This is a genomic window from Arachidicoccus ginsenosidivorans (assembly GCF_007971385.1).
Classification (GTDB): Bacteria; Bacteroidota; Bacteroidia; order Chitinophagales; family Chitinophagaceae; genus Arachidicoccus; species Arachidicoccus ginsenosidivorans.
The window spans coordinates 4,857,512-4,881,600 of the sequence record NZ_CP042434.1; the positions used below are offsets into that span (position 1 = coordinate 4,857,512).

The 24,089-nt window shown below is 44.8% G+C and carries 15 protein-coding genes; all 15 read right to left on the minus strand.

The features are described 5' to 3' along the window. Positions 1-114: 114 nt before the first annotated feature. Positions 115-2,319 (minus strand): alpha-glucuronidase family glycosyl hydrolase, encoded by a 2,205-nt coding sequence (locus tag FSB73_RS19560; RefSeq protein WP_146786096.1) that lies wholly within the window; start codon positions 2,317-2,319, stop codon positions 115-117. A gap of 207 nt (positions 2,320-2,526) precedes the next feature. Next, positions 2,527-4,746, minus strand: a complete 2,220-nt coding sequence (locus FSB73_RS19565) for a GH92 family glycosyl hydrolase (RefSeq protein WP_146786099.1) — start codon at positions 4,744-4,746, stop codon at positions 2,527-2,529. A gap of 171 nt (positions 4,747-4,917) precedes the next feature. Next, positions 4,918-6,078 carry an alpha-L-rhamnosidase-related protein gene (locus tag FSB73_RS25650; RefSeq protein WP_262712394.1) on the minus strand — a complete coding sequence of 387 codons (1,161 nt, stop codon included), beginning with the start codon at positions 6,076-6,078 and terminating at the stop codon, positions 4,918-4,920. Between the two features lie 32 nt (positions 6,079-6,110). Next, positions 6,111-7,367, minus strand: coding sequence for an alpha-L-rhamnosidase N-terminal domain-containing protein (locus FSB73_RS25655; RefSeq protein WP_225974194.1), 1,257 nt, complete (start codon positions 7,365-7,367; stop codon positions 6,111-6,113). Between the two features lie 130 nt (positions 7,368-7,497). After that, complete coding sequence (locus tag FSB73_RS19575) at positions 7,498-8,496, minus strand: DUF4185 domain-containing protein (protein ID WP_158639620.1); 999 nt, start codon at positions 8,494-8,496, stop codon at positions 7,498-7,500. Next, positions 8,463-8,912, minus strand: coding sequence for an RICIN domain-containing protein (locus tag FSB73_RS19580; RefSeq protein WP_146786104.1), 450 nt, complete (start codon positions 8,910-8,912; stop codon positions 8,463-8,465). Before FSB73_RS19580 ends, FSB73_RS19575 begins: the two co-directional genes overlap by 34 nt. Beyond that, a complete protein-coding gene (locus FSB73_RS19585) occupies positions 8,885-9,259 on the minus strand; it encodes a hypothetical protein (protein WP_146786107.1) in 375 nt (124 codons plus the stop codon). The genes FSB73_RS19580 and FSB73_RS19585 overlap by 28 nt, the downstream gene beginning before the upstream one ends. 126 nt (positions 9,260-9,385) lie before the next feature. Next, positions 9,386-12,448: a SusC/RagA family TonB-linked outer membrane protein gene (locus tag FSB73_RS19590; RefSeq protein WP_146786109.1), complete on the minus strand. Its 3,063-nt coding sequence runs from the start codon at positions 12,446-12,448 to the stop codon at positions 9,386-9,388. A gap of 163 nt (positions 12,449-12,611) precedes the next feature. Next, positions 12,612-13,151: a RagB/SusD family nutrient uptake outer membrane protein gene (locus FSB73_RS27020; protein ID WP_394344809.1), complete on the minus strand. Its 540-nt coding sequence runs from the start codon at positions 13,149-13,151 to the stop codon at positions 12,612-12,614. Positions 13,152-13,201: 50 nt separating this feature from the next. Then, entirely contained in the window at positions 13,202-14,404 is a 1,203-nt protein-coding gene (locus tag FSB73_RS27025) for a RagB/SusD family nutrient uptake outer membrane protein (RefSeq protein WP_262712396.1), read from the minus strand. Between the two features lie 3 nt (positions 14,405-14,407). Then, entirely contained in the window at positions 14,408-17,734 is a 3,327-nt protein-coding gene (locus FSB73_RS19600) for a SusC/RagA family TonB-linked outer membrane protein (RefSeq protein WP_146786112.1), read from the minus strand. 60 nt (positions 17,735-17,794) lie between these two features. Continuing rightward, positions 17,795-18,790: a DUF4961 domain-containing protein gene (locus tag FSB73_RS19605; protein ID WP_158639621.1), complete on the minus strand. Its 996-nt coding sequence runs from the start codon at positions 18,788-18,790 to the stop codon at positions 17,795-17,797. A gap of 11 nt (positions 18,791-18,801) precedes the next feature. Then, the gene (locus FSB73_RS19610; protein ID WP_146786117.1) at positions 18,802-19,236 is read right to left on the minus strand and encodes a DUF5004 domain-containing protein; all 435 of its coding nucleotides are present in this window, start codon (positions 19,234-19,236) and stop codon (positions 18,802-18,804) included. A 24-nt stretch (positions 19,237-19,260) separates the two neighbouring features. Next, entirely contained in the window at positions 19,261-21,009 is a 1,749-nt protein-coding gene (locus tag FSB73_RS19615; protein ID WP_146786120.1) for a RagB/SusD family nutrient uptake outer membrane protein, read from the minus strand. A gap of 650 nt (positions 21,010-21,659) precedes the next feature. Continuing rightward, complete coding sequence (locus tag FSB73_RS19620; RefSeq protein WP_158639622.1) at positions 21,660-23,948, minus strand: GH92 family glycosyl hydrolase; 2,289 nt, start codon at positions 23,946-23,948, stop codon at positions 21,660-21,662. Positions 23,949-24,089 lie beyond the last annotated feature (141 nt).

Sequence of the window (24,089 nt, forward strand, 5' to 3'; positions counted from 1 at the left end):
TTTACTGCTACTCATTTTGTTTAGCGAATTACGAGTTAAGGCCTCAAAATAGCTTCTTTAATTACCCTGCGCAAGGTTTAGCAATACGCTCTAAAATATGCTTTATTTATCCAATCACTGATCGTCTAAATGATAGGGAAAGGGTAAATCAGGTTTGAATGTCGGATAATTCCAATACGCTTTACCGGGTTCTTTGCAATCCTTGGGCAACGGTCTTTTTGAATATTGTTGAAAATAGAGCACACAACCATTTCTCCACCACTTAGCTTCCAGATGTTGTTGTTTTAATAGTTGGGTGACATAATTAAAACGATCTTCATCAATCTTGCCTTTCATGGACTGCCAGATTTGCTGCATGGCGGCCACTTGCTTTACGCCTTTGTAGTAGTAATGTACCAGGGAATTCCACATGGTCTCGCCAGTGGCAATTTTTTGATCCCAACCGATATGATGAAACCACAAGATTAAATTGAGTGGCGTCGTTTTTAGATTACTGTATTTTGCGGCTAATGCGGGTGCATACTGACTAACCGCATCTGAACCTGTTGCTGTTCGGTCTAGACCTATACCTACGCTATCTGCATGATGGTAATCCCTGGCATCCCAGCCCGGAAATTTAGACCAGGGACCGGGGCCATAATGCGTGGCAAAATTCATTATATGACTCAGTCCCAATGGTGTCATATAATTCACCGCCACTTCTCTGGAACCCAGCATCAGTTTTTTTATGGGGTTTACAAAACCGGGGTCATTGGTAAAAGTCATTTTGAGCCAATCTTCCGCAATACTGTCGGCAGATGACATAGGATTCCAGGCAAATCTGCCAAATGCATACCAATTTGCCTGACCAAAGGGATGACCACACCAATTCACATCCGTTCCTATATTAGCGACTCCTGCAATGCCTGTCAATCTATTACTGTCGGCAGTTTCTGGATTAACGCGCTCTTCCAGCACCTTCGCAATGGTAGTACCTGGCCCCTTTTGATAGGTATCTTTTCTTAAGTATTCCTGAAAAAGACTACCTAAATATACCAGGTGGGTGGCAAAACCAAAATATTCCTGCGTAATCTGAAATTCCATCATCATATGGGTATGGGGCATGGCGCCAAACAGTGGATTAAAGGCCTCCCTGGGTTGAAAATCAATAGGGCCATATTTAGCCTGCAATAATACATTATCTGCAAATTTACCATCCAGTGGCTTAAACTCCTCATAACCTTGTTTTGCCCGGTCAGCGCCTTTTTTATTTTCGTACACAAAGGTGCGCCACATAACGATACCGCCATATGGTTTTAAGGCTGCGGCCATCATATTTGCTCCATCAGCATGTGTTCTGCCATAATCACCCGGTCCGGGCTGTCCTTCTGAACTGGCTTTTACCAAAAAACCGCCGAAATTAGGGATATAATGATAAATCTCCTTGACCTTGTCTTGCCACCATTTAATGACGGCTGGATCCAAAGGATCCGCCGTTTTAAGGTGTCCAAGTTCTTTGGGTGCACTAAATTTGGCGGTCAGATATACTTTTATGCCATAAGGCTTAAAGGCTTTTGCCAGGGCGGCCGTTTTAATCAAATACTCTCTGGTCAAGCTTTTTACACTGGCATTGACGTTATTGAGCACGGCGCCATTGATTCCGATGGAAGCATTGGCCCTGGCATAATCTATATACCTTTTTTGGATTATTCCAGGTAAGGTTTGCCAGTTCCAGAGAGAATATCCCGCATAACCTCTTTCAACAGTTCCATTCAGATTATCCCAATGATCTAATATACGAAGTTTTAATCTGGGCCATTGCTGTATATTGAGCGCTTGCAAACTTTGGTGTGTCTGCATCAGCTTTAGCAAGTGAAAACTGCCATAAAGTAGCCCAATATCCGTATTTGCGGCAATTAGAATTTGCTGTACACGGTTCTGCCTAATGGTTTTGATAAGGTAGCCTTCCTGCCCGATCTGTCTTCGTTCAACGGTAGAAAATTGAGCTGCGATTGCTGGTTGATCCAGTTTGGCTAATACTAAACGGTTGGTCTTGAAATTAATGGCAGCACCACCCGGTATGGAAGATATGTTAGGGACTTTGCCTATCATTTGATTTATGCCGTTTATTAACTCTTTAAGGGCAGCATCTATAGTTGGACTATGCTTGTAAATGGCAATGCTAGATAGTTGCCGCTGATAAGCCTGTCTGAGTTGCACATTTTCTATTGGCAGGTATCTTAACCATAGATTATATCCGTTTTCAGCGCGCACTGCGCCCAGGTTGAAAATTGAAAAAATGGCTAATATTACCACCAGCTTGTAAAGTCTTTGCTTCATGGCTACTTTTTTTCTTTGTCCAAATGTGATGATGCATCTGTCTGACGGCACTCATCAATTCTAAACATTCCTCTATGACGGTGATTATCGTATTGAGGCAAAGGTAATAGCAGTAATAATAGTTGGTCGTTTATTACTCCATTACAAACAAGTATTAAAATCTTGTTTTTGTAGGCCGACCTATCGTTGCCCCTTTTATTTATTCGTTTAATCAAAGGATGGCGGTACCAGGGCTGGATTTGTTCCCCATTTTTTATCTGGCTTGCTGCTCAAATCAAAATCCAGTACAGCCCCACCCTTGAGTTTCTTTAAGGGTATCCAAGTACTATTATAGGCCTTGCCGTTTAATTTTAAGTTATGAATATACGCCTTATTTGGCCGGCCTCCTTTGATTTCTAGTTGCCCACCGGGAAGATGCATTTTAATTTCTGAGAAAAAGGGACTGTTGATGGAAAACCCACCTACCCCTGGAATCTCCGGATAAAGACCGATGGTACAAAATACATAATAAGCCCCCATAGCACCCAGGTCGTCATTGCCAGGCAGACCATCCACACCTGCGTGATAGGCTTGTTTTATAATACGGTGGACGACTGCCTGCGTTTTATAAGGAGCGCCCGCCCAGTTGTAGACCCAGGGGATACCAAAGCTAGGCTCATTGCCGCTGGCAAACCACTCCTGTCCATAATTCGCATCGATTCTGACAAATAAAGAGTCTAGCCTGGCTTCTGCAGCCTTTTGCCCCCCAATTTTGTCTATCAAAGCTTTTAAATTAAAGGGCACCATCCAGAAATAGTTTTTATAGGTAGATTCACGCCAGTCCGCATCATAGCGTTTCCAGCTGCCATCCGGGTTTTTTGATTGGAGCCAATTTGTTTCTGGGTTAAACAGGTTTTTCCAGCTTTGTGCCCGCCCTTGAAACACCGCACTCTGGTACTGGTCATCAGTGGCAGCAAGCGCAAAACGGGAAATTGCAAAATCTGCACTATTGTATTCCAGTTGAATTGACGCGTCATAGTAGCCTTTTTCCAGATACTGCTTTAGCCCTGGCCTGGTTAAAAACCCTTGTGCATTCGCTGTAGTGTCTGTGGCGCCGTGTACCATAATTTGTAAAAGTTTTCTGGCATCAAAATTATGGGCACCAAAGGCGTAGCCGTTCGCCACTAATATGGAGGATGGATCTCCCTGCATAATCCCTGTTTCCTGATTGGCTAGTACCCACCGGGGCATACCTCCGCCTGCCTGCCGGGCAAAATTGCCGAGTGAGGCGATCATGTCAGAGGCTTTGTCGGGCATAAGCATACTTAGAAGTTGTATTTGCGTGCGGTACGTATCCCAGTTGCTAAAAGAAGTATAGACAGGCCTCGGGGATTGGTGTACCTTATTATCGGCACCCATGTATTCACCATTTATATCTGAGCAAATATTGGGGTGGATATAACTATGATATAAATGGGTGTAAAACTGTGACAGTCTGGAAGGATCATCTTCAGCGTCTTTGTCTTGGCTGACTTCAATTTTAGAGAGATACTGATTCCACTTATTCTCGGTGTTTGTTTTAACCTGATCAAAATCCCAGCCTTTATTTTCTGCCAAAAGATTGGCTTTCGCATTGGCCACGGATACATAGGAAATGGCTATTTTATACAGGATCTGGCGCTTGTTTTTAGGAAATTTGCGCAGGTCAAAAGTGAAATAGGCGCCCGTATTCTGGCCTTCCACAAAACTGTTATTTACAGCAAGCTGCTCCCCTTTCCAGGTGCCATAAGTCGTGGCGTCATTTTCAAACTGAGCAGCAAAATAAATTTTATAATCCGTTGCCACACCGCAAAATGAGCCGCCCTCAGCGTAGCCTTCCAGGCTGTTTTTACCTGTAATAGCAATCGCAGAGGCGGATAAAGGGGTAGACGCTATGCCTCCACCAATAATAATCGTGGCCTTGGTGCTGTCCCCATTAAAACTAAAGCGGGCCATGCCTGTCCTGGGCGTTACGGTTAACTCCGTCAGGATAGTATGGTTGACCGTTGCCAGGTAATCTCCAGCAGTTCCTTTTTCATGGCTGATATCGGTTCTGAGTTCCTTGATATTATCTGGGGATATAGATAGCCCGCCGTTTAATGGCAATACCGGAAAATTGCCCATATGATCGCAGCCAGCGCCGCTTAGTTGGTTTACGACAAACCCCTCCTGTCTGGAAAAATAGGTTCTGGTAAACTGTACCATCCCAAAAGGATAGGTTGCTCCGGGAAATGTATTACCGGCAGCAGCATTACCGATGCGCGTATCCACCAGTCTTGCATAATTAATGGGGTTATTTTGACTAAAGACTGTTGCACCAGGAAAAAAAGCGGCTGCAATCAATAAAATACACAAGCCAAGTTGTACCGCCTTTTTTTCCTGCCAGCCTTGTTTTGGTTGTCTGCGCATTTTTTGAAAGTTGCATTTGAAGCGTTGCTTATGCCCTGTCTTGTCTATTGTCTTGTTATTTTTTTTGTCGAAAACAATTATTTGTTGAACCATGTCAATCATTACGTTACAGTATTATGCTATAATTATATTCAGAAATAATAATAAAAGATCATTCATCACTTAGTCGGCTTATAATGCAAAGTGATTACTACCTGGTTTTAAATTATAATGCTGCCCTTTCCAGATCAGCTGTCCCGGCGTATTAGTCGGCAACTGAATATCAATCTGCCATTTACCCTGGCTAAGGACATAAGATACTTGTATCTCACCTACCGGATGTGGGATAACGCCGCTGGCATTTGTCAGCGTGCCTAGATGCGGCTCAATTTTTACTTTTCTAAAGCCAGGCGCATCTGTGTCAATGCCTAAAACTGTTCTGAAAAATTCAATATTTGGGCTGGCACCCCAGGCGTGACAGTCAGAACGGGCATACTCTAAATTGGAATCTTCGGCCCAGGTCGTCAGTCCCATTTTCAGATTTTCTTTCCAGATATCCAGCCAGTCTAAATAGCCATTGCCAAGGCCAGCTTTAACCAGTGCCTGGTTCAGGTAGTATTTAAAATAAATCGTACACTGAACCAGCGATCGGTCATGGAGTAGTTTCTCCCCAAAAGTTTTCAGTTGCCTATCAGGGACCATGCCAGCTAAAATGGCCAGCGCATTTACATGCTGGCAAAAACTATTTTGTTCTTTTGTGTCTGCAAAAAGCCCTTTAGTATCATTCCAGTACTTTGTCTGTATGGTATTTTTAAGTTGCATTGCCTTTTGCTGATAGTTTTTGGCATTTGCCGTCGTTCCTAGCTTTGATTCCATGGCGGTAGCCCATTGATAGGCCAGTAATAGCTGCAGATCCAGCAAAGCAGAACTGCCGTCTTTTCCTTTGGGGGCCTCTCCCATCATCCAGCCAGGACCGCCGACCCAATCCACAAATTTCCAGTAGGGAACTTTATGCAAAGATCCGTCCTGACCTTGAAAAGAGGCAAAAAACTGTAGAATATTTCGGACGCCCATCAGTTTTCCCGCTACAAAAGCACTGTCAGGTCGGTACATCCAGTAATCATGCAACATGCCGATATACCAGAGGGAAAAAGTAGAGATCACCTGCGTGGTATGTGTGGGCCAGCGGCTCATGGTCACCCCTTCTGGAAGCCTTGAATGATCCATCAGGTTTAATGCGTTACGTGCCAGCCGGTCATCTCCACTATTAAAGTAAGAGATTTCTGCCTGAATACGGGTATCTCCGATATATTGCAACCTTTCATAGTAAGGACAGTCCATATAAGTCTCCATAGCATCCAGTCTGGCTGTCCGCCAGCCTGTTTTTAGAATTTTTGGATTAGCTGTCCTTTAGCATCACTTGTTTTAAATCGGGCATTCCATTTAAAAGGATAACCAGTAAAAGTTCCATAAATATCCTGGATAATAAGCGGTTGATCTCCGGTGTAAATACGCAGCTGTACATACCGGTAGGTCCGGTAGTTAAGGGTCGTAAAATCCTGGTGGAGTGAACCGTCAGGTAAAATACTGTCTGTAACGCCTTTAAAAAATTTACCCTCGATGTCGTTACGGTTGCCTTTTTTTGGGTGATCTTTTTGCCCTGGATCCGTTGGGATTTCATATAGGGTCTCGGCGTAGCCGATTGCCACGCGGGCTCCCTTACCCTTGCTTAGTTTCAGGGTAAAATAGGCATTGGTGAGATAGGTTTGGTCTAATAGCATGGTTACCTGACTGTTGGCTGGTATGGTAATGGCTTTTTTCTCAACAGGAAAACCAGCTGGAGCAGGCATGCCCGTTGTTTTGCGTAATACTTCTATGCGCTGATAGGTTCTTTCCATCTGGGGGATTTGCGAAGGCACCAGCATCCAGCCGTTACCATCTGAAGCGCCCTTGGGTCTGCCTTGAGCTACGCTTTCGGCTTTGGGCCATTTACTGTCATCAAAATCAAGAGATTTCCAGCCTTTGATCACTTTTGCCATATCCACCAATTGGCCTGAGATCGCCACAAAATAATAAGGCAAGACTTGATAGCCTTCATCTTTGATGGATTTCCAACTGTCATTGGTGTTGACCGCAGCCGCCAAATGCGCCAGATTGCTTTTTACATTACTGTTACTTTCTACTTCGTTTTCTGCTTCATTTTTGCTTACTCCCTGTAGGATAAAGCCTGTCCGGTTGGAAATCTCAGCCTCAGGACGGTTCGCCCCTTCATTATACACGGTCGCCGCCAATATATTCTTGCCGCTCCTTAAATAGGGCGCAATATTCACCGTTTCGTAATTCCAGTGATACAAATCACCACTGGCAGGCCCGAGCGCGACCAACCGGCCATTGACAAAAAGTTTAAAACGATTATCCCCAGACACTTTTACGGAAAACGAATCAGGCTTTTGCTTAAGGTCGATGACTTTGCGATAATGATACACACCATAGCCGTCTGCAGACGTGCCGGGTGGTGCGATCCATGAAGCTTGCCAGGTATCGTTTTTGTAAAAATGGTCGCCTGATTGAGCAAAGGCCAAGTGTAGGCCCAGACCGGCCAGCCATAAGGTGAGGGTACAAAGAATGCTTAGATGTTTCATATTAAATAAGTCCGGTTAATTTGCTTATCTGGTCAGTAGCTTGTCCGGCACCTGGTAACCGGTGACGAATCTTTTTTGCTTGTCTTTTACTGATCCGGAACGCTTTATTTTAAGAAAATGTAATTTGAATTTAAAGTCCGATCATATCATAAGGTATACGTATACCCTTAATACGATAAAAATATGGATCCAGATAGCCGTCCTTGCAATCTGGTACGCCGCAGCCCGAGAAGTTCAGACAATAGGTTAACAGCAATTCCCGGTGTCCATTATTAAATTCAGGATGGATTACGGGTGTATAATACCGGGCATATTTACCATATAGATATTCATTAATTGTGTACACTTTTTTTAAAGGCGTAAATGGCCCGGTAGGGCTGCTTGAGGTTGCCAGATAAATACTGCGGGCGCTGTCACAGACAAATCCCTGATCCATGGTCATTAGTATATACTTGCCATTCAGATAGGCGACGGATACGGTCGCCTTACCACTGGCAATCCTTGCCTTACTGTCAGCTTCAGGTGTCACTTGCCAGTTGCTTTTGTTCCAAAAGGTCCACTGCATGGGAAGCGACGGCTTAAACCTGGCTACATGAAGATCCAGAGAATAGCCATATCCCGTACCCTTAAAACCAAATACATAAACAAAACCGTCAGGGGATTTAACCATGCCGGCAGAATAATTGATCTTGTGTTCAGTGGTCATCCCTTTTGGTGTCAGCCTTTTTACCTGCCAATTCAGGCCGTCATTTTCGGTGAGCTGATAGAGTGACTGACTTTTAGGTGGACCTAAACCATCGCCCTCACTACACTGCACATAAACATAACGTCCGATTTCTATACCGGCCGCTGGCCAGCTGTATTCAGCCGTGGGAAGTACATCACAGATCTGTTTGGGCTTATGTTGCCTGCTATCTACTTTTTCAATATTAAATGTATGAGTCGGAACCCAGTCTCTTATGGAAGGCTGCAGGATCATAGAATTGCGGTAACGAAAAAAGTCCTTGCAATCAAACATGCCGTTGGTTTTTAATTGCTGTCCATCCCAGGCGTCCTGGGTGACCCATAAAACTTTGCCCTTATTCGGCCCCCAGCTCAGTGGTATGGAATTGCCTTGATCAAAAGCCACGGAACCCAAAAGGGTTTACTGCGTTCAAAAAAGCCAACGACAGCGTCATCGCGGTAAGGGACAGCCGGAAGTTCCTGTAGTGTCCAGGCTGCGCAAGCCGTTTTTTTATTTTCACCATTACCTATGAGTGTTACGATCGCTTTACTTTGCACGGTCTTGTTTTTCGCTGCAAGCATCTCCCCGCTCTTTTTATTATAAATAACAAAAGTCTTTGACCCGGGGTCAAAGACAAAACGCCAAAGCTGTGCGTCATAAGGTTTGCTGCTTACCCTGGTTTGCACCGGGCGAATACCTTCTTTGCCGCTAGGGGCTGAAGCGTTATTTGCCGTGTCGCAACTAAGTAACTGGCCGCTAAATACATTTAAGATTGTGTAGTATTTTTTTTGGTCTACTGTTTCATAAAACGCACATACCATTTTTGCCAGGGTGCAGCAATTTGCTTGGAACCTGGCGGTCCGCCTGGAGTTAATTCCATCAGCTGCCCTGCTTTATATTTTTCATTGTATTTTATATCGCCAGACACGCCCAGCAAGCCTGCTGCTTTAATGGCAGTAAATGTATAAACTGCATCGGGCTTTAAGGTGGGAAAACCCATGGAAAATGTATCTGCATGGCGATGCGCTTTCTGATCAGGAGGCAAAGTAAATAAAGCGGTTGCCCCTGCAGAAAAACTGGTGACAGTAAACACCGTTGAAACCACGATGATTAACCGTAAGATATCTGCTTTTTTATTTTTTATATAACTATTTGCGGTGCTGGTCATTTTTTTACTTTGCAGCCAACAACCCACGTTGCTGGCTGCGCTCTATTAATATTTATTCTAGAATTAATCACGCCCAAAGGATGCTCATTGTTCGGCCTTCTGGTCCAAGGTTATCCTCCATACTGGTTAAAACCCAACTTGCAACCCAAGATTGATCACTCTTTGGTTTTGATAGGCATCTCCCGCACTGTTGGACTGAACTTCAGGATCCTGTTGATACTTTTTGCTGATATTACTGCTTGTAGCCAGGTTATAGGCACTCAGATAAAACCGGGCATTATTAATTTTGAAAGGTAATAATTTTTTGGGTAGTTGATAGCCTAATTCCACTGTTTTTAACCTTACATAATAGGCGTTGATCAGCCAAAAATCAGATTCGTAAACTGCCGGACTGTTGACGGAAGTCGGATTGGTAGTGAGCCTTGGGAACTGCGCTGTTGCTGCGCTCTGGGGTGTCCATCTTTTTTCATGGATGGGCTGGAACTGGCTCTGAAAAGGTTCAATGGCAGTTCCCGTCAGATATAGGCTATAATTAAATGCCCCTTGAAAAAGCACACTGATGTCCAGACCTTTGTAGCTGAATTTAATCGGCAGTCCAAACGTCGTATTGGGTAAATTAGGCATGCCAATGGCAGTCCGGTCATTTTCATCAATGACACCATCGCCGTTAAGATCTGCGTACCGCAGATCACCTGCCTGGGCAGGTATGGCTGTTGTTGGTTTGGCAACGCTGGGATCATTGATTTGATCTTCTGTATAAAAACCCAGTGTCTTGTAGCCAAAGGGCTGATCGATGGAATGTCCTGTTTTGGCCAGCCATGGATAGGTAGGCGAGGCTTCCGCTTCATATAAAATCTTGTTTTTGGCATAAGACCATACCAGACCGACACTATAATGCAGCTGGCCAATTTTGTCGCTAAAAGTAGCCTGGCCGTCAAAGCCACGGTTAACTGTTCTGGCCACATTGGTCGGTGACACGCCTATACCCAGAATTAGTGGAATATCATTTCTGGTAACCAGCTGATCAAAACGATAGTCCCTAAAATAATCGGCAGTAATGGAAAGCTTGTTATTCAGGGCATTGATGTCCACGCCAATGTCAAGGCTTCTTTTCTTTTCCCAGGTTACGTTAGGATTACCCAGGGAGCCTTCATAAATAGTGCCCTGTACTTGGGATGTCTGCCCAAAACTGTATCCTCCGCCTTGATTATAGACCTGTTGGTACAGATACTGGTCGCCGGGTGCCACATCCGAACCGACCACACCATAGGAGGCGCGCAGTTTAAATAAACTAAATCCTTTCAGGATATGTTCAAAAATGGCCTCTTTTTTAAGGTTCCAGCCAACACCAATGGCTGGGAACAGCCCGTAGCGTTTATCGGAATCAAACCTGTCGGATCCGTTGTAGCCCACATTAAAGTCCAGCATATATTTCTGGTCAAAATCATAACCGATCTTATAGGAGAAGCCCCTGAATTTCTGCGGAGCGGCGGCAGCCTTATAATTGGTGTAATTCTCCTGGTTCCATAGTAAAAGGGAATTAAAATGATGGCGACCAAAGCTACGGTCATAGTTCAGATAAAGTTGCATATTGACCCGCTGGTCCTTTGCATCTGTATTGCCAATGGTACGGTATTCGGTCAGGGTATAGCCGCCGGTACTGGTACCTGTATTCAGGGTATAGGAGTCGGTTGCCGGGTCATAATGATAAGAAGGTGGAAATGCATAGGGCCGGGCCAGGTTCAGCGAATTGGCTTCGATGCCTGCATAGGCAACTCTACCGGTGAGCGATAAGCCTTTGGTAATAAAATCCATCTTTTCTTTAAAGCCCAATAAAGCATTATAGTCTGTTCTTCGCTGACGGCTATAACCACCGGTTGCCAGCATGGCATTTAATGTAGGCAGCTGATCCTCGGTGTCGTAAGCATAGGCATAACTTCCGTTTGGATTAAGAAAAGGCGCTGAATAGGGATGGTACTTAGAAAAGTTATATAAATTGCCTGTGACGTTTTGATTATAAGGAGAGTTGATGTCGCCTATTCTAGCCGTTACATCGAGTCTTAAACTGAAATTTTGAGTGGCCTGGATATCCAGGTTAGAACGCAAATCATATCTTCTGTAAAAATAATTGGTGTTAACGCCGTCCTCACCCGTGGAAAAATCCTTGGTATTACCATCTTGACTGTAGAGGCCACCGGAAACAAAATACTTGACCGATTTAGAACCACCCGATACATCCAGATTGGCATTGTGTTGTAAGGAATAGGGTCGGATGATTTCATTATACCAGTTGACATCGGGATGGCCATATGGATCATTGCCACTTTTAAAGGCATCCAGGTCGCCCTCAGTAAATACAGGTGACAGGCCGTCATTTGCGTGGGCTTCATTTACAAGCAGGGCCGTTTGGTAGGCATTTAGAAACTTAGGTCTTCTAACAGGGGTCTGCAGACCTGTTTCTACCCGAAAATTAAACTGTGGCCGTCCTAATGTCCCTCTTCTGGTGGTAACGATCAGCACCCCATTGGCGCCTTTGATACCGTAGATAGCCGTTGTGGAAGCGTCTTTTAAAATGGAGATACTCTCAATTTCATTGGCATTGATCTGTGCGAGCTGTTCATAGGTATATTCAATGTCATCTACAATAATCAGTGGCTTATTACCCTCTGAGTTCAGAGAGCTGACACCTCTTATAAAATAATCAGAGGCGTCTTTACCTGGTTGCCCGGAGCGTTGCTGGGTGAAAAAACCGGGCATTCGTCCTGCCAGGGCATTTTGTACACTGGAAGTAGGAATTCGACGGATCTCTTCGCCTTTAATGGTGGCTACGGAACCGGTATTGGTTATACGGTTGGTTTTGCCAAAGCCGATGACGATAACCTGATTTAGGCTGGTTTGGATCTGGTGCAGGGTGATGTCCAAAACGTTGTTTGGGGAAGCTTTTATCCGTTTGGACTCATAACCGACCAGGGATACTAATATGGAATCGCCGTTTTCTTTTAATGATAAAGAGAAATGACCTGTGGAATCTGTGATCGTCATATTGGTGGGATGCAGGATTTCATTTATGGTAACTCCTGCTATAGGACCCAGCGAGTCCCGGACGACACCTTTTACCACGGCCTGCTGCCCGTAGGACAGCGCCGTCTGAAAGGTCAGCAGTAAAAGGATAAATATTATTTTCTTCATGAATCTACTGTATTTATGAATGCGGTTTTAAAGGATTGAATGGACAGCTTCCACTAGGGTAAAGCTTCTGACTACTTCAGCACACCTGTTTGATGTTTGTTGAATCATTTTAAATTAACTTTACGTAGCTTAACATATCTTGATTAATCTTAATGGTTTATTATTATTTCCAGCCTGGATTTTGCTTCATGGCGGGATTTTTTACCACCTCGTTATAAGGTAATGGATACAAATACATCTGCGGCGCTACAAAATGCGGCGTAAATACATTTTGTACATTGTAATAGAGTTCTCCGTTGCCCGTGCGCTGGATATCCATGCCCTGGACAGGCTGGCCGTAAACCGAATCTGCAGTTTTCCACCGCCGGATATCCCAGTAGCGCTCTTGTTCAAAGGCCATTTCAATTCTTCTTTCCTGATGGATAGCCGCTCGCATCTGCTCTTGGTTCATGGCTGGATTCAGGCCGTAATTGCCATTATCTCCCGGATCGATGCCGGCCCGTTGCCGTAGGTCATAGAGCACTTGATAGACCTGTGCCAACGGCCCTTGAACTTCGTTTTCAGCCTCTGCATAATCCAGCAAAATACCTGCGTACCGGATATACACCCAATCATGCAGGGTATTGCTATAAACTGTGCTATTAGAGGTGGAAAAATCGCCCATGAATTTGCGCATATAATAACCTGTTTTTGTTTGTTGCACGGTGCCGCCTGGTCTGTCAGTTCCCCCATCGAATAACTCGATATGGCGATTCAGCCAGGGCTGGTCATTATAAAAACAGTTGCTTTTAACCTTGGATCCCGGTCTTTATATGGATCGTTTGCATTATAATTACTGCCGTCAGCTGTGATTGCCAGTCCATTTTGCATCGGAAAGGCATCTACCAGGTTTTGCGAAGGACTGGTTCTGCCATTGCCACCGGCGGAGGTATAACCAATGGGACCGTTATTTTTTTCTACGTCCTGGTTATTGCCGACTTGGCGCCAGAATATATTTTCTGTCCCTGCAGCGATGGGTTGGTTTTGTGTCGTAAAAACAGAAGTAAAATCTGGCATCAGGGAATAGTAATGAAGATCGATAACAGCTTTGGCAGCGTCGGCAGCCAATTGCCATCTTTGTTTATCATAACTGGTATAGCCAGTGAGTGGATTGGACGGATCGATATTGCCTCCATTAAACAGCGGACTTGCACTATAGAGCAGGACTTTGGCTTTGAGTGCCATGGCTGCCTCTTTGGTAATCCGGCCGTAGCTACCACTATTGATCTCTTTTTGAGAGCGCAAGGAATCAGCCGCCAGATCTAACTCGCTGACAATATAATCCACACACTCTTTAAAACTGTTTCTAGGCAGCTGCAAATCATCTGTCAGCTCATAGATTTTATCACCCATAAGCGGTACACCGCCATATCGTTTAATCAACCCAAAATAAGTGAAGGCCCTTAAAAACCTGGCCTCGGCTTTATAAGCGGGACGTGCGGCCCTGCCATCAGGCAGTTTTTCAATGAGTGGAACGCGGTCGATATTGACAATAAAAACGGTGGCCGCACGGATGGTTTTGTAGCTGGAAACCCAGTTATCATCTGCATTTAAATCTGTGGAGGTATAGGCGCCACTGGCGAGTTTTTCGACAGCGCTCAGACTGGTTGAGGAAGACAATGCGTCGTCTGTAGCCGCGTCCAAATAATCTTTACTCACCCGGTTATGGCCGTTGATCAGGGCATCATTATAGACTTCACTCAAATAACGCAGGGCATAGGTTCCGGCTGAATCATGACTGTCAAAGGTTAATTCAAGGGTTTGCTGCTGACCGAGGGGAATATTTTCATAATCTTTGGCACAGGAGCCGTAGAAAATAACCGTCACTAGTGCACAGCCAACAATGGCGAACATCTTAAACATCCTGAACATCCTTGGGTAGCTGTTTTGATATTGAATAGGTTGATAGTGCTGCATTTTCTAAAGTTTTATATTGATTCCTGTATTGATCACTTTTTGTATTGGATAGGCTGGCAGGGAGATTTCCGGATCTACCTGATCATACGCAGCCCAGGTCCATAAATTCAGGGCATTGACAAATACTTTGACGCTGCCCACTTTTAAACGGTGGGTCCACTGGGCGGGTAAGGTATAAGCCAGGCCGATATTTTTGAGTCTTAGATAATCTCCGTTATGCAAAAACAAAGAACTGGAAAGAAACAAAGGGTTATAGTTATACCCGTTGCCACCGGCGTTCAAAGCGGGGTATATAGCACTTTGTGCTGTTTCAGGCGTCCATCTGTTTTGAATCCTTTGATAAGCCTGTCCATAACCTCCGTTTTGTCCCTGAAATCCTGCGTCCATAATCAGGTTGTCGACATAGATATCTCTGTTTTGGACGCCCTGGATAAGAAAATTCAGTTCTAAACCTTTAATGGAAAAACCGCCACTTAGGCCGTAGTAAAACATTGGCCCGGTTTTGCCCAGTGCAGTGGCATCGAACTGGTCAATGACGCCGTCACTGTTCAAGTCCTTATATTTTACATCCCCTACTCTGAGCGTATAACCTGTGATGGTGGGATAGGTTGCCGCCTGCTGCTCTGTTTGTATAAAGCCATCAGCGATCAGCCCAAAGCGCTGACCTACCGGGAGGCCTGTATGACGATTCCAGCTAAAGGCTTGTTGCTGTTCATCCATAAATAACACTTTTGTATATTGGAGTGCAACGTTGCCGCTTAGGTAGTAGCTAAAATTGCCTGCACTGTTTTGATAAGTTAATGTTCCCTCCCATCCTTTGTACAGTGCCTGGCCAATATTTTCCGCTGGATAATCCAGTCCGATAAGGGCAATGCTTTTACCGCGCAGCTGCATGATATCCGTATACTTCTCATGATAATAGTCAAAGCTGCCTTGCAGGTGATGATTAAATAAGTCAATATCAAGCCCTAAATCCAGTTTGTAGGCTTTTTCCCAGGTGGCGTTTACATTGGCTAGTGTACTGCCTTGTTCTACCCCTTGAGGTCCTGGATATTGACTGCCGATTGGATAAGTCAGATTTACATTTTCAAAGTGTTGATTCCAGATATAATAACCGTACTGATCAACATTGGCATTACCTGTTTTGCCGTAGGTGCCTCTGAGTTTTAACTGATTGATCCAACCCGCATTTTCTTTGATAAAATGCTCCTGGGCTATGTCCCAACCCAGCCCGCCTGCGTAAAACAGGCCGTACCTATGTCCTTTTTGGTAACGGTTATAACCGCTGTAATTAAGGGCGCCTTCTACAAAATACTTTTTTGCATAGTTATAATTTCCCTGAAAGGCATAATTGGTGAGTACTGTCGGCAGGTCATAATTAAACAAAGTCTGCTTTTGGTCGTAGAAAAGTTTTAGCCCTACTTGATTTTGGCCAAATGTTGTATCCAGGCCTGTGGAGGCGCTCGCATACCAATAGCGGGCCCAGGAGGTGGTATAAAAATCGTTGTGCTGATTGACGGTGCTGCCAAAGCGGTTATAGGTCGTGTCCCCTTTTGCGTCCACTATCAGCTGAAAAACCGGATCCTGCTTACTGCGGTCGGTAAAGCTGGCTGACTGCACAGAAACATTGCCATTGAGCCGGACCCACCAACCCGGCAGCCACCTATCCAGTTTATAGCGCATATCCAGATTGACCAGGATGTCTCGCTCTTGCTGGGCCAGATAACCCGACTCCATTACCTGCGCCATCAGATTATTGCTATAATTGGTTGTGCCCCCAAAAGAACCATCCGGGTTGTAGATCGGATAGGCATTGTTGGGCGTGCTGAGCAGGTTGTTCAAAACAGTAAGGGTGCCAATGCCAGGTTGGTTATTATCCATAATCCGGCCAATCAGATTAAGGCCGAGATCAAAATCTTTGTTGACCGCAAAATGGATTTTTGAGTTAATGGTATATCTTTTTTGAATTAATGCGGTACTATAAGTATGTGCATCAGAGCCCTTAAACATGCCGTCCTGGTTTAGATAACCCAGATCGACCAGATAACTGGCTTTTTTGCCACCACCGGTAACGTTTAGGTTGTAGCGCGTGATCATGGGATTATCCTTCAATATAGCGTCATACCAGTTTACATCGGGATGCCCGTATGGATCAGATCCATCTTTGAAAGCCGTAAAGTCGGCCTCGGTGTATGCCGGATTTTTACCGTCGTTTAAAAGCGCTTCATTGAGCAGGTAAGCATAGGTGGCTGCAGAAAGCGGCTTTGGCATTTTCAAAGACTGTTGCCAACCGGTCTGGGCAGTAAAGCTAAGGCGGGGCGGCCCACTTTTAGGTGCGAGGGTCTGCACAATTAAAGCCCCCCGGGAGCTATTCTGACCAAGTAGTATGGTTGAAAGGGCATCTTTTAAAACGGTGACAGAGGCGATCTCACTGGGATCCAGGGAATATATTTCCCGTTGTATGCCGTCAATAATCACAACCGGAGACTGGCCCAGACTAGAATTATGACCTCTGAGCGCTATATCAAACTGGTTGTTGTCTGAGGGACCGGCACCGCTTTCATTGGTGGGTATATTGCCGACAAAAAAGTCAACACTGGTCGGTTGGGTTAAGGAAGGCATATAGAAGCCTTCCGTCTGGTTGACATTCAGTCCTGCCAGCCTGCCAGGCAATGCATAGGTAAATTGCGGTGCAGGGGTATAACTTAATTCATTTTGCGTAGTCGTGGCGACAGACCCTAAAAACCGGTATGCGGGAATAATGCCATAGAGGCCTTGTATACCAGTTTCAGCCTCCGCTTGCTCTTTAGCTTGAATAGTTGCATCTGTTACCGCTTCTTGTAATACAACCAGGCTGGAGGTGTCCTCAGGTGTAACCTGCACCATATTATGGGTGGCGTTTGTGTCATTTGCTGCCAAAGCTAATTTGGCGGGTGGCAGAAAGCTTTGCTGCAGGCGAATGGTACCGGTAAATGCTTTGGTGACTTTTAGTTTGTACTGATTATAACCCAAAAGACGAAAGTAGATATTTTCACCAAGGGTGGCGTCCAAGGCAAAGGCCCCTTCAATATTGGTTTTAGTCAATAGTTTTCCACGCTTATCAAATAATTTAACGTTGCTGAGTGGTTTGCTATACGCATCTACTACGGTACCGCTGATACTTAACTGCAGTTCAGTTGAGGTTGCGGCCATTGCTGCACTTGTTGGCTGATTGGCTGGCCTTGCTGTCGGCTGTGCAGACAATTGCCCGCAACAGCACAGATAGAACAAAGTGGCTGCAACTGCCGTGAAACAAAGGCAAAAGCGGTTGATTAAATATGGTTTATGCATAGTAAAAAGATTATCTAAAAAACCTGAATTTTATTTCGATTTTTTTCTTGCTTATAATATTTATTGGCACTTAAAGGTGTAGGTAAAGGGGGTCTTGCCTGTGCCGTCTTTGCCTACGCTGATCTGCCCGGTTTTGTCGGTAAAATAATAGACCAGGCTCTCCAGCTGCTCAGATTTACTCAGATTAAAAAATTGTCTGGGCCAGATATCAATACGCCATTTTTTCAGGGCATAGCTATTAAGCCTGGTTTTTTCATTCTGGGCACAGGCGTCCAGTGTATCCCCCTGGGTCGTAACACCTTTTAGACAGATATATAGATCATCTGCATCTTTTAATTCGCTGTCAATGACCCCTGCGTCAAAATTTAAGGTGATGATATCATTATCCTCGGCGCTCAGCGGGTCAATGGAGGATAGTTGCGGATTACAATAATCCATTAAATCCCCTTGACCAAATACCCGAAAACATCCAGGAAAGGCAGAGGCGTAGTACTGGGCGTCTGAGAGGCCGTCTGAGCTATTGGCCACCACATATCCTAGTTTAAAAGAGAGGTTGTCATTGCTTACTTTTGTCTTAATACTTATAGTTACGGTAATCGCATCATTGGCTACAACACTATAGGCTTTGTCAGAATAAAAAGCCACCCACTGCCAACCGGGCAACAAATTTCCCCCATTGCCAATATTGTCTGCTATCAGCGTCGGCCAATCCTTGCCGCCGGCCTGCGGAGCTGCTGTGCCAGCCGGGATAGCGCTCATTGTCTGGGTGCCTGTTGTAATACTGCTGGTAAAGGTGATTTTGGTGTTGCTGGAAGCGTTCCAGACTTTAGGCACCAAAAGCGCCACCATGAACTTAGCGTTGTTTCTGGTGTCATTGGTATTAATGGTCACATGCAGTGTGGAAGACAGCGTATCTCCTCCCTGCACGCTATCGGCCTGATCGATACTGTCAATGGTAATACTACAGCTGATAACCACCACAGTGGTGAGCAGTAGTAGCCCTGCAGCCTGCCACAGGCGGGCTCCTTTGATTTTCTGCATTAATTTGGAAAGCATATGCATAATTTCTAATTAACTTTTTGAAGGGTATACTGATAGGTATTGGACGAGCAACCCGGTGAAAAACTAATGATGATGTTTCTGACACCACCACTAATTGGGTACTCCATATTCAGCTCTTTATACTCACTGGTGCCTGCTTTTAAAAACAGTTTAAAAGGGTATTTTGGATCGTCCAGATGAAAAGCGCCGTTCTCTGATACCGGGAATGGCACCAGGCTGTCCAGGGTATATGTACTGTCCTGAAAGGCAATCTTAAATCCTGAAAAGTCAAATCTATTCGTCAGATCCGTTCCATTACGCAAGGCCTTGGTAATCTTCCAGGTGCCGTTCAGTAATTTGGTCGACTCAATAGGGTTGACCACCATTTCCCGGTGACAGGATAATAGCATAAGCGGCAGCAGCAGCAAAAGCAGTGGACGTAAATTGCAATTCTTTTTCATGATATATATATTATAAACTGACTATTAATACAGTGGATTTTGCTTCAATGTAGGTAGTTTAGAAATCTCTGAGAGGGGCAGCGGCCATAGATACATTGCACGCCTGAAATTATGTTTACGAACATTAAACTCCTTATATGTTACCGATGCTCCCCGGTCGACTTCCATACCATGCATCATCTGATTGTCAGTGGAGTCGGCGATCATCCAGCGTCTGACATCAAAAAACCGAAATCCTTCGAAGGCTAGTTCAACTCTCCTTTCATGGTGGATGACTTGACGCATGTCGTCCTGGGAAAGATTATCCGGTAACTTATAAGGCCGGAGGCCGGCACGTTGACGGATAGCCTCAAGTGCATCATAGACGGTTTTGTCCGGTCCAACGGCTTCATTTTGCGCCTCAGCATAATTCAGTAAAATCTCCGCATAGCGGATCAGGGGCAAACAGCGTTGTGCCTCTCCGATCCCATTATTGAGTACACTTGGATCAATCATTTTATTAATATAATAGCCCGTTGAAGTGCCTTTATGTACGGCGTCTCCGCTGGCAGCCACAGCAGGAGAAACGCTGGTATTCCAATAGAGCTTGATTGGGGTAGGCTGATTGGCACCGTAAGTGATTCTGAGCGTCGAGTCGTGCATGATGGTATAATCCAGTCTGGGATCTCTGTTTTTATAGGGATTTGCCGGATCGTACCCCGAGCCGTTATCGCCGGTCAGCTTGCCATTTGCCATGCCGAAGGCATCCACCAGTTCCTGATAAGGGAACGGGCCGCCGGAGCCGCCCCTGGAGGGAACGTCCCAGAGCGATTCCAGGTATTTATTACTAGCCATCATATGGGCCAGTATATACTCAGTGTTATAGCGCAGCGTAAAAAGTTTCATAAACCCATAACCCGGCTCACTGGGATTCGTTGTAGAGTCTATGTATAGTGAATAGGCATTTAAAGAAATGACATCTTTGGCCGCCGCTGCGGCCAGAGCCCATCTATTTGGATCCTGATCAGGATAAGCAACAATAGAATCCATTGCTGGCACATCTTTACCTATGCCGCCATTATTAAATAAAGGACTGGCCGCATAAAGCAGTAACCTGGATTTAAGTGCCAGTGCGGCGCCTTTGCTGGCCCGGCCATATTCTGAACCTGTTCTTGTGACTGGTAGATTATTGGCAGCCGAGTCACACTCTGCCAAAATATAATTGACACAACTTTTAAAAGAATTTCTAACTTGTGTCATTGGGTCTTTTGTTGTATAAATAGAATCCCCGATAAGTGGAACGCCGCCGTAATGTTCCAACAACATAAAATAATACCAACCGCGCAGAAAGTGCGCTTCTGCTCGGGTAGAAGTTTTTAGCGCGGCAGAAAAAGGGATGACTGGTAAATGCTGTAAATATTGATTGACCGCCCGGATATTGCTATAACAGATCCGCCAGGCATCGTCTGGTACAACGGTCGGGTTGACGGTACCTGTGGCAAACTGGACAAAGCCGTTGGAACTTGATGCATTCGGTCCTTCCGCTTCATCTGAGGCAGCGTCTAGTCCGGCTGCGAAATTGCCGCCACTAAACCTTTTGGGGTCGCTGGCAAAACCAATATTGGCATAGATATTATTCAAAAAGGACATGGCATTGGCACTATCTGAAAAGGTAGATGCCTCATTGAGACTGGTGGTCGAGGTCTGGTCCAGAAAGCCACTTTTCTGGCAGGCAGAAAAAATAACCAAAATAACGGTTGCCGGAACCACCCAGGCAATAAAATGTTTTTTCATTACAATATTTTTTGGGCCCTTTAATGTTTATGCTTTTTGATCAGTTAGTACTGAATGTTGTCTAATAATTTCTTATAACACATGACTGCTTGTTTGTTGATGGCGAATTTTAGTCTACTCATTGTATCAAATTACTCCTGGCGAACAGTTATGCTTTTTTCGCTCGTTGTAATCCCCCGCTCCTTTTTGGTCGTCCACTTTTGCTATCGCCCTTGTTATCCTCTCCAAAATTTAGTATCCTCATTTGGGCCTACCGCTGTTTTGTAAAGCTTTCAAAAGGTTTATTTTTGGTGCAGTGTAGACGCCAACTTTAAGACACTTTCAATTCATAATACCGCCACTGTTTTTTAAATCTTTTTTAGCAGTTTATGGATGGTATTGTGGCTACCTGGAGGCATGCCTTAAAAACATCTTTTGCTGCGCCCCCCGTTTATTAATTGGAACAATAGCCTATCTTACTGCTTATAGGTCGTTTTAAAAGCCCATGCTCTAAATGGAATTTGGTTGCAATTGATAAACCTTGTAAAGTCCCTATAAGGTTGTCGCAAACGCCCTATAAAGGCGCCACCTAATCGCTAAATAAGGGCTACCTTACTTTAATTTGATCATTAGCCTTGCATCGCTGACCTTATTTCTGATCCTTCCCGGATTTATTTTGCCCTCGTTAGCGCTTGTTTTGACTTTGTGCTGGAAAATGAATAAGGCAGGTCGCTGGTCTTGACGGCCCTGTTTTTTGCCGGGTGGTCTCCCATTTGAAAAATAAGTTCACCTCCCTTAATAATGGTTTTATAATCAATCCAATTAGCGGTAAAAGGTTGGCCATTTAGGGTCGCTGACTGAATATAAATATTTTGATCACTGTTATTTAGGGCTTTAATTACAAAAGTTTTCCCTCCTTCCAGGTGCAGGACCGCTTTTGTAAACAAAGGACTGCCAATGATGTATTGACTGGTCCCGGGACATACACTATATAAGCCCAGTGCACTGAGCACATACCAGGCGGACATCTGCCCCTGGTCTTCATCGCCAGGGTAGCCTTTTGGACTGGCATTATAAAGCGTCTGCATAATACGGCGGACATGATACTGCGTTTTCCAGGGCTGACCCGCATAAGTATATAAATAAGCTGTATGCTCAATGGGTTCATTGCCCTGTGCATATTGGCCCATCCTTGCCGTGACCATTTCTCGCATTTCATGGATGGTGTCCCTGTAACTCCCCACGTCAATGGAGTCCGGGCTATTAAAGAGTGCATCTAGTTTGGAGACAAATTTTTGCGGGCCACCCATAAGATCAATCAAACCTTGTACGTCATGGAAAACTGACCAGCTGTAATGCCAGCTATTACCTTCCACAAAAGGACCTCCCCACTGGTAGGGATTAAATTGCGGGTCAAATTTTCCAGTACTGTCCTTTCCTTCCATAAAGCCAGAGGCTGGGTTAAAGACATTTTTGTAATTATAAAGCTGGCGGGCAAATATATCTTCATAAAACTGATTGCCACTTGCCTTTGCAAGTTGGTAGGCACAAAAATCATCATAACAATATTCCAGAGTCTTGGCCGTAGAACCGACTTCACTTTTTTTATACGGGACATATCCCAATACAAAATAATCGCCCCACTCCTTTCTGCCAAATCTGCCATCTGGCCGAGAGCCGGTCGCCTCATGAAAATAAGCCGCCAGCGCGCTATCCGGATCAAAGCTATGAATACCCTTAATCCATGCATCCGCCAAAACAGAAATGGCATGATTGCCAATCATAACGCCGCCGGTCTCAGCCGGGAAAGACCAGGAAGGTAGCCAGCCACACTCTTTTTGTACGGCAAGGATCGCCTTCATATAGCGCGCCTGCATCCTGGGCTGTAACAGGTTATATAAAGGGAATTTAGCTCTAAAAGTATCCCAATAACCGTCGTCGGTATAAAAATAACCGTTGTGTATTTTTGCGTCATTGGGACTGTAATAATATGGTTTACCTGTACTGTCTCTGTCATAGAACTTGCAGGGAAAAAGACTGGACCGGTATAGGCAGCTGTAAAAAGTCTGCTGGTCGCTTTTAGACAGACCTTCCACCTGAATCTGCCCCAGTTTCTTATTCCAGGTCTGATGTGCTCGGCTGTGCACCTGATCAAAGGATTTTGTGCCCAGTTCCTGCAAAAGATTGCGCTTGGCTTGTGCTAAACTAATATAGGAGGAGGCTACTTTAACTTCTACAGTAGTGCCAGGTTTAAATTGCAAATAAATGCCTTTTTTGTTGCCGGAGACCTGCGTGCTATCTGCTGAGACCGTATTTGCCTGGCCGTCCCAGCTGCCATAGCTTAGCAGTGGCTGACTGAACCTTAAAATAAGATGGTTTTTAAAATTGCCCGGTATAAAAATGCCGTTATGAACATACCCTGTAACGGTTTTATGCTGTGCATCTATTTGAAACTGACTGTAGCCTGTATATCCGTCCAGTAATAAGTAGGCAGGTGCATTTTTGGGAAATTGAAACCGAAATATGGCCCCTCTCTCACTGGGCGTAATCTGGGTTTGAATGCCATTATCAAATCGTACCTGATAATAGTCCGGGCCAGCCTTTTCATTACGGTGATCAAACGGGCTGGCACGCTTGTCTTCATTAACGACCAGATTGCCAGTAAGGGGCATCAGGCTATATACGCCGTAATCATTCATCCAGGGGCTACACTGATGTGTCTGGCCAAAACCTCTGATGGCACTGTCCTGATAGCAGTATTTCCAGCCATTGCCGTTTTTGCCTGTTTGAGGAGACCAGAAATGTTCCCCAAAAGGAAGGGCAATGGCCGGATACGTATTGCCATAGGAATACCCGGGCGTAGAGGCTGTTCCTTGTAGGGTATTGACATAGGAGACCAAATCTTTAACCGGTGAGGCGTTTTGTGCCGCTGCGGCTAGTGACCCCAGTGCCGTCAACATCAGAATTGTCTTTTTTTTGAACCATCCCAGCATAAATAATGTCTTTGAAAATAGTCAGAAAATTTAAAAAAGGTTGTAATTAGGAATTTTAAAAAGTAATTTTTAAAGTTGCAGCCTGATCGTTACACTGATAGAAATGCG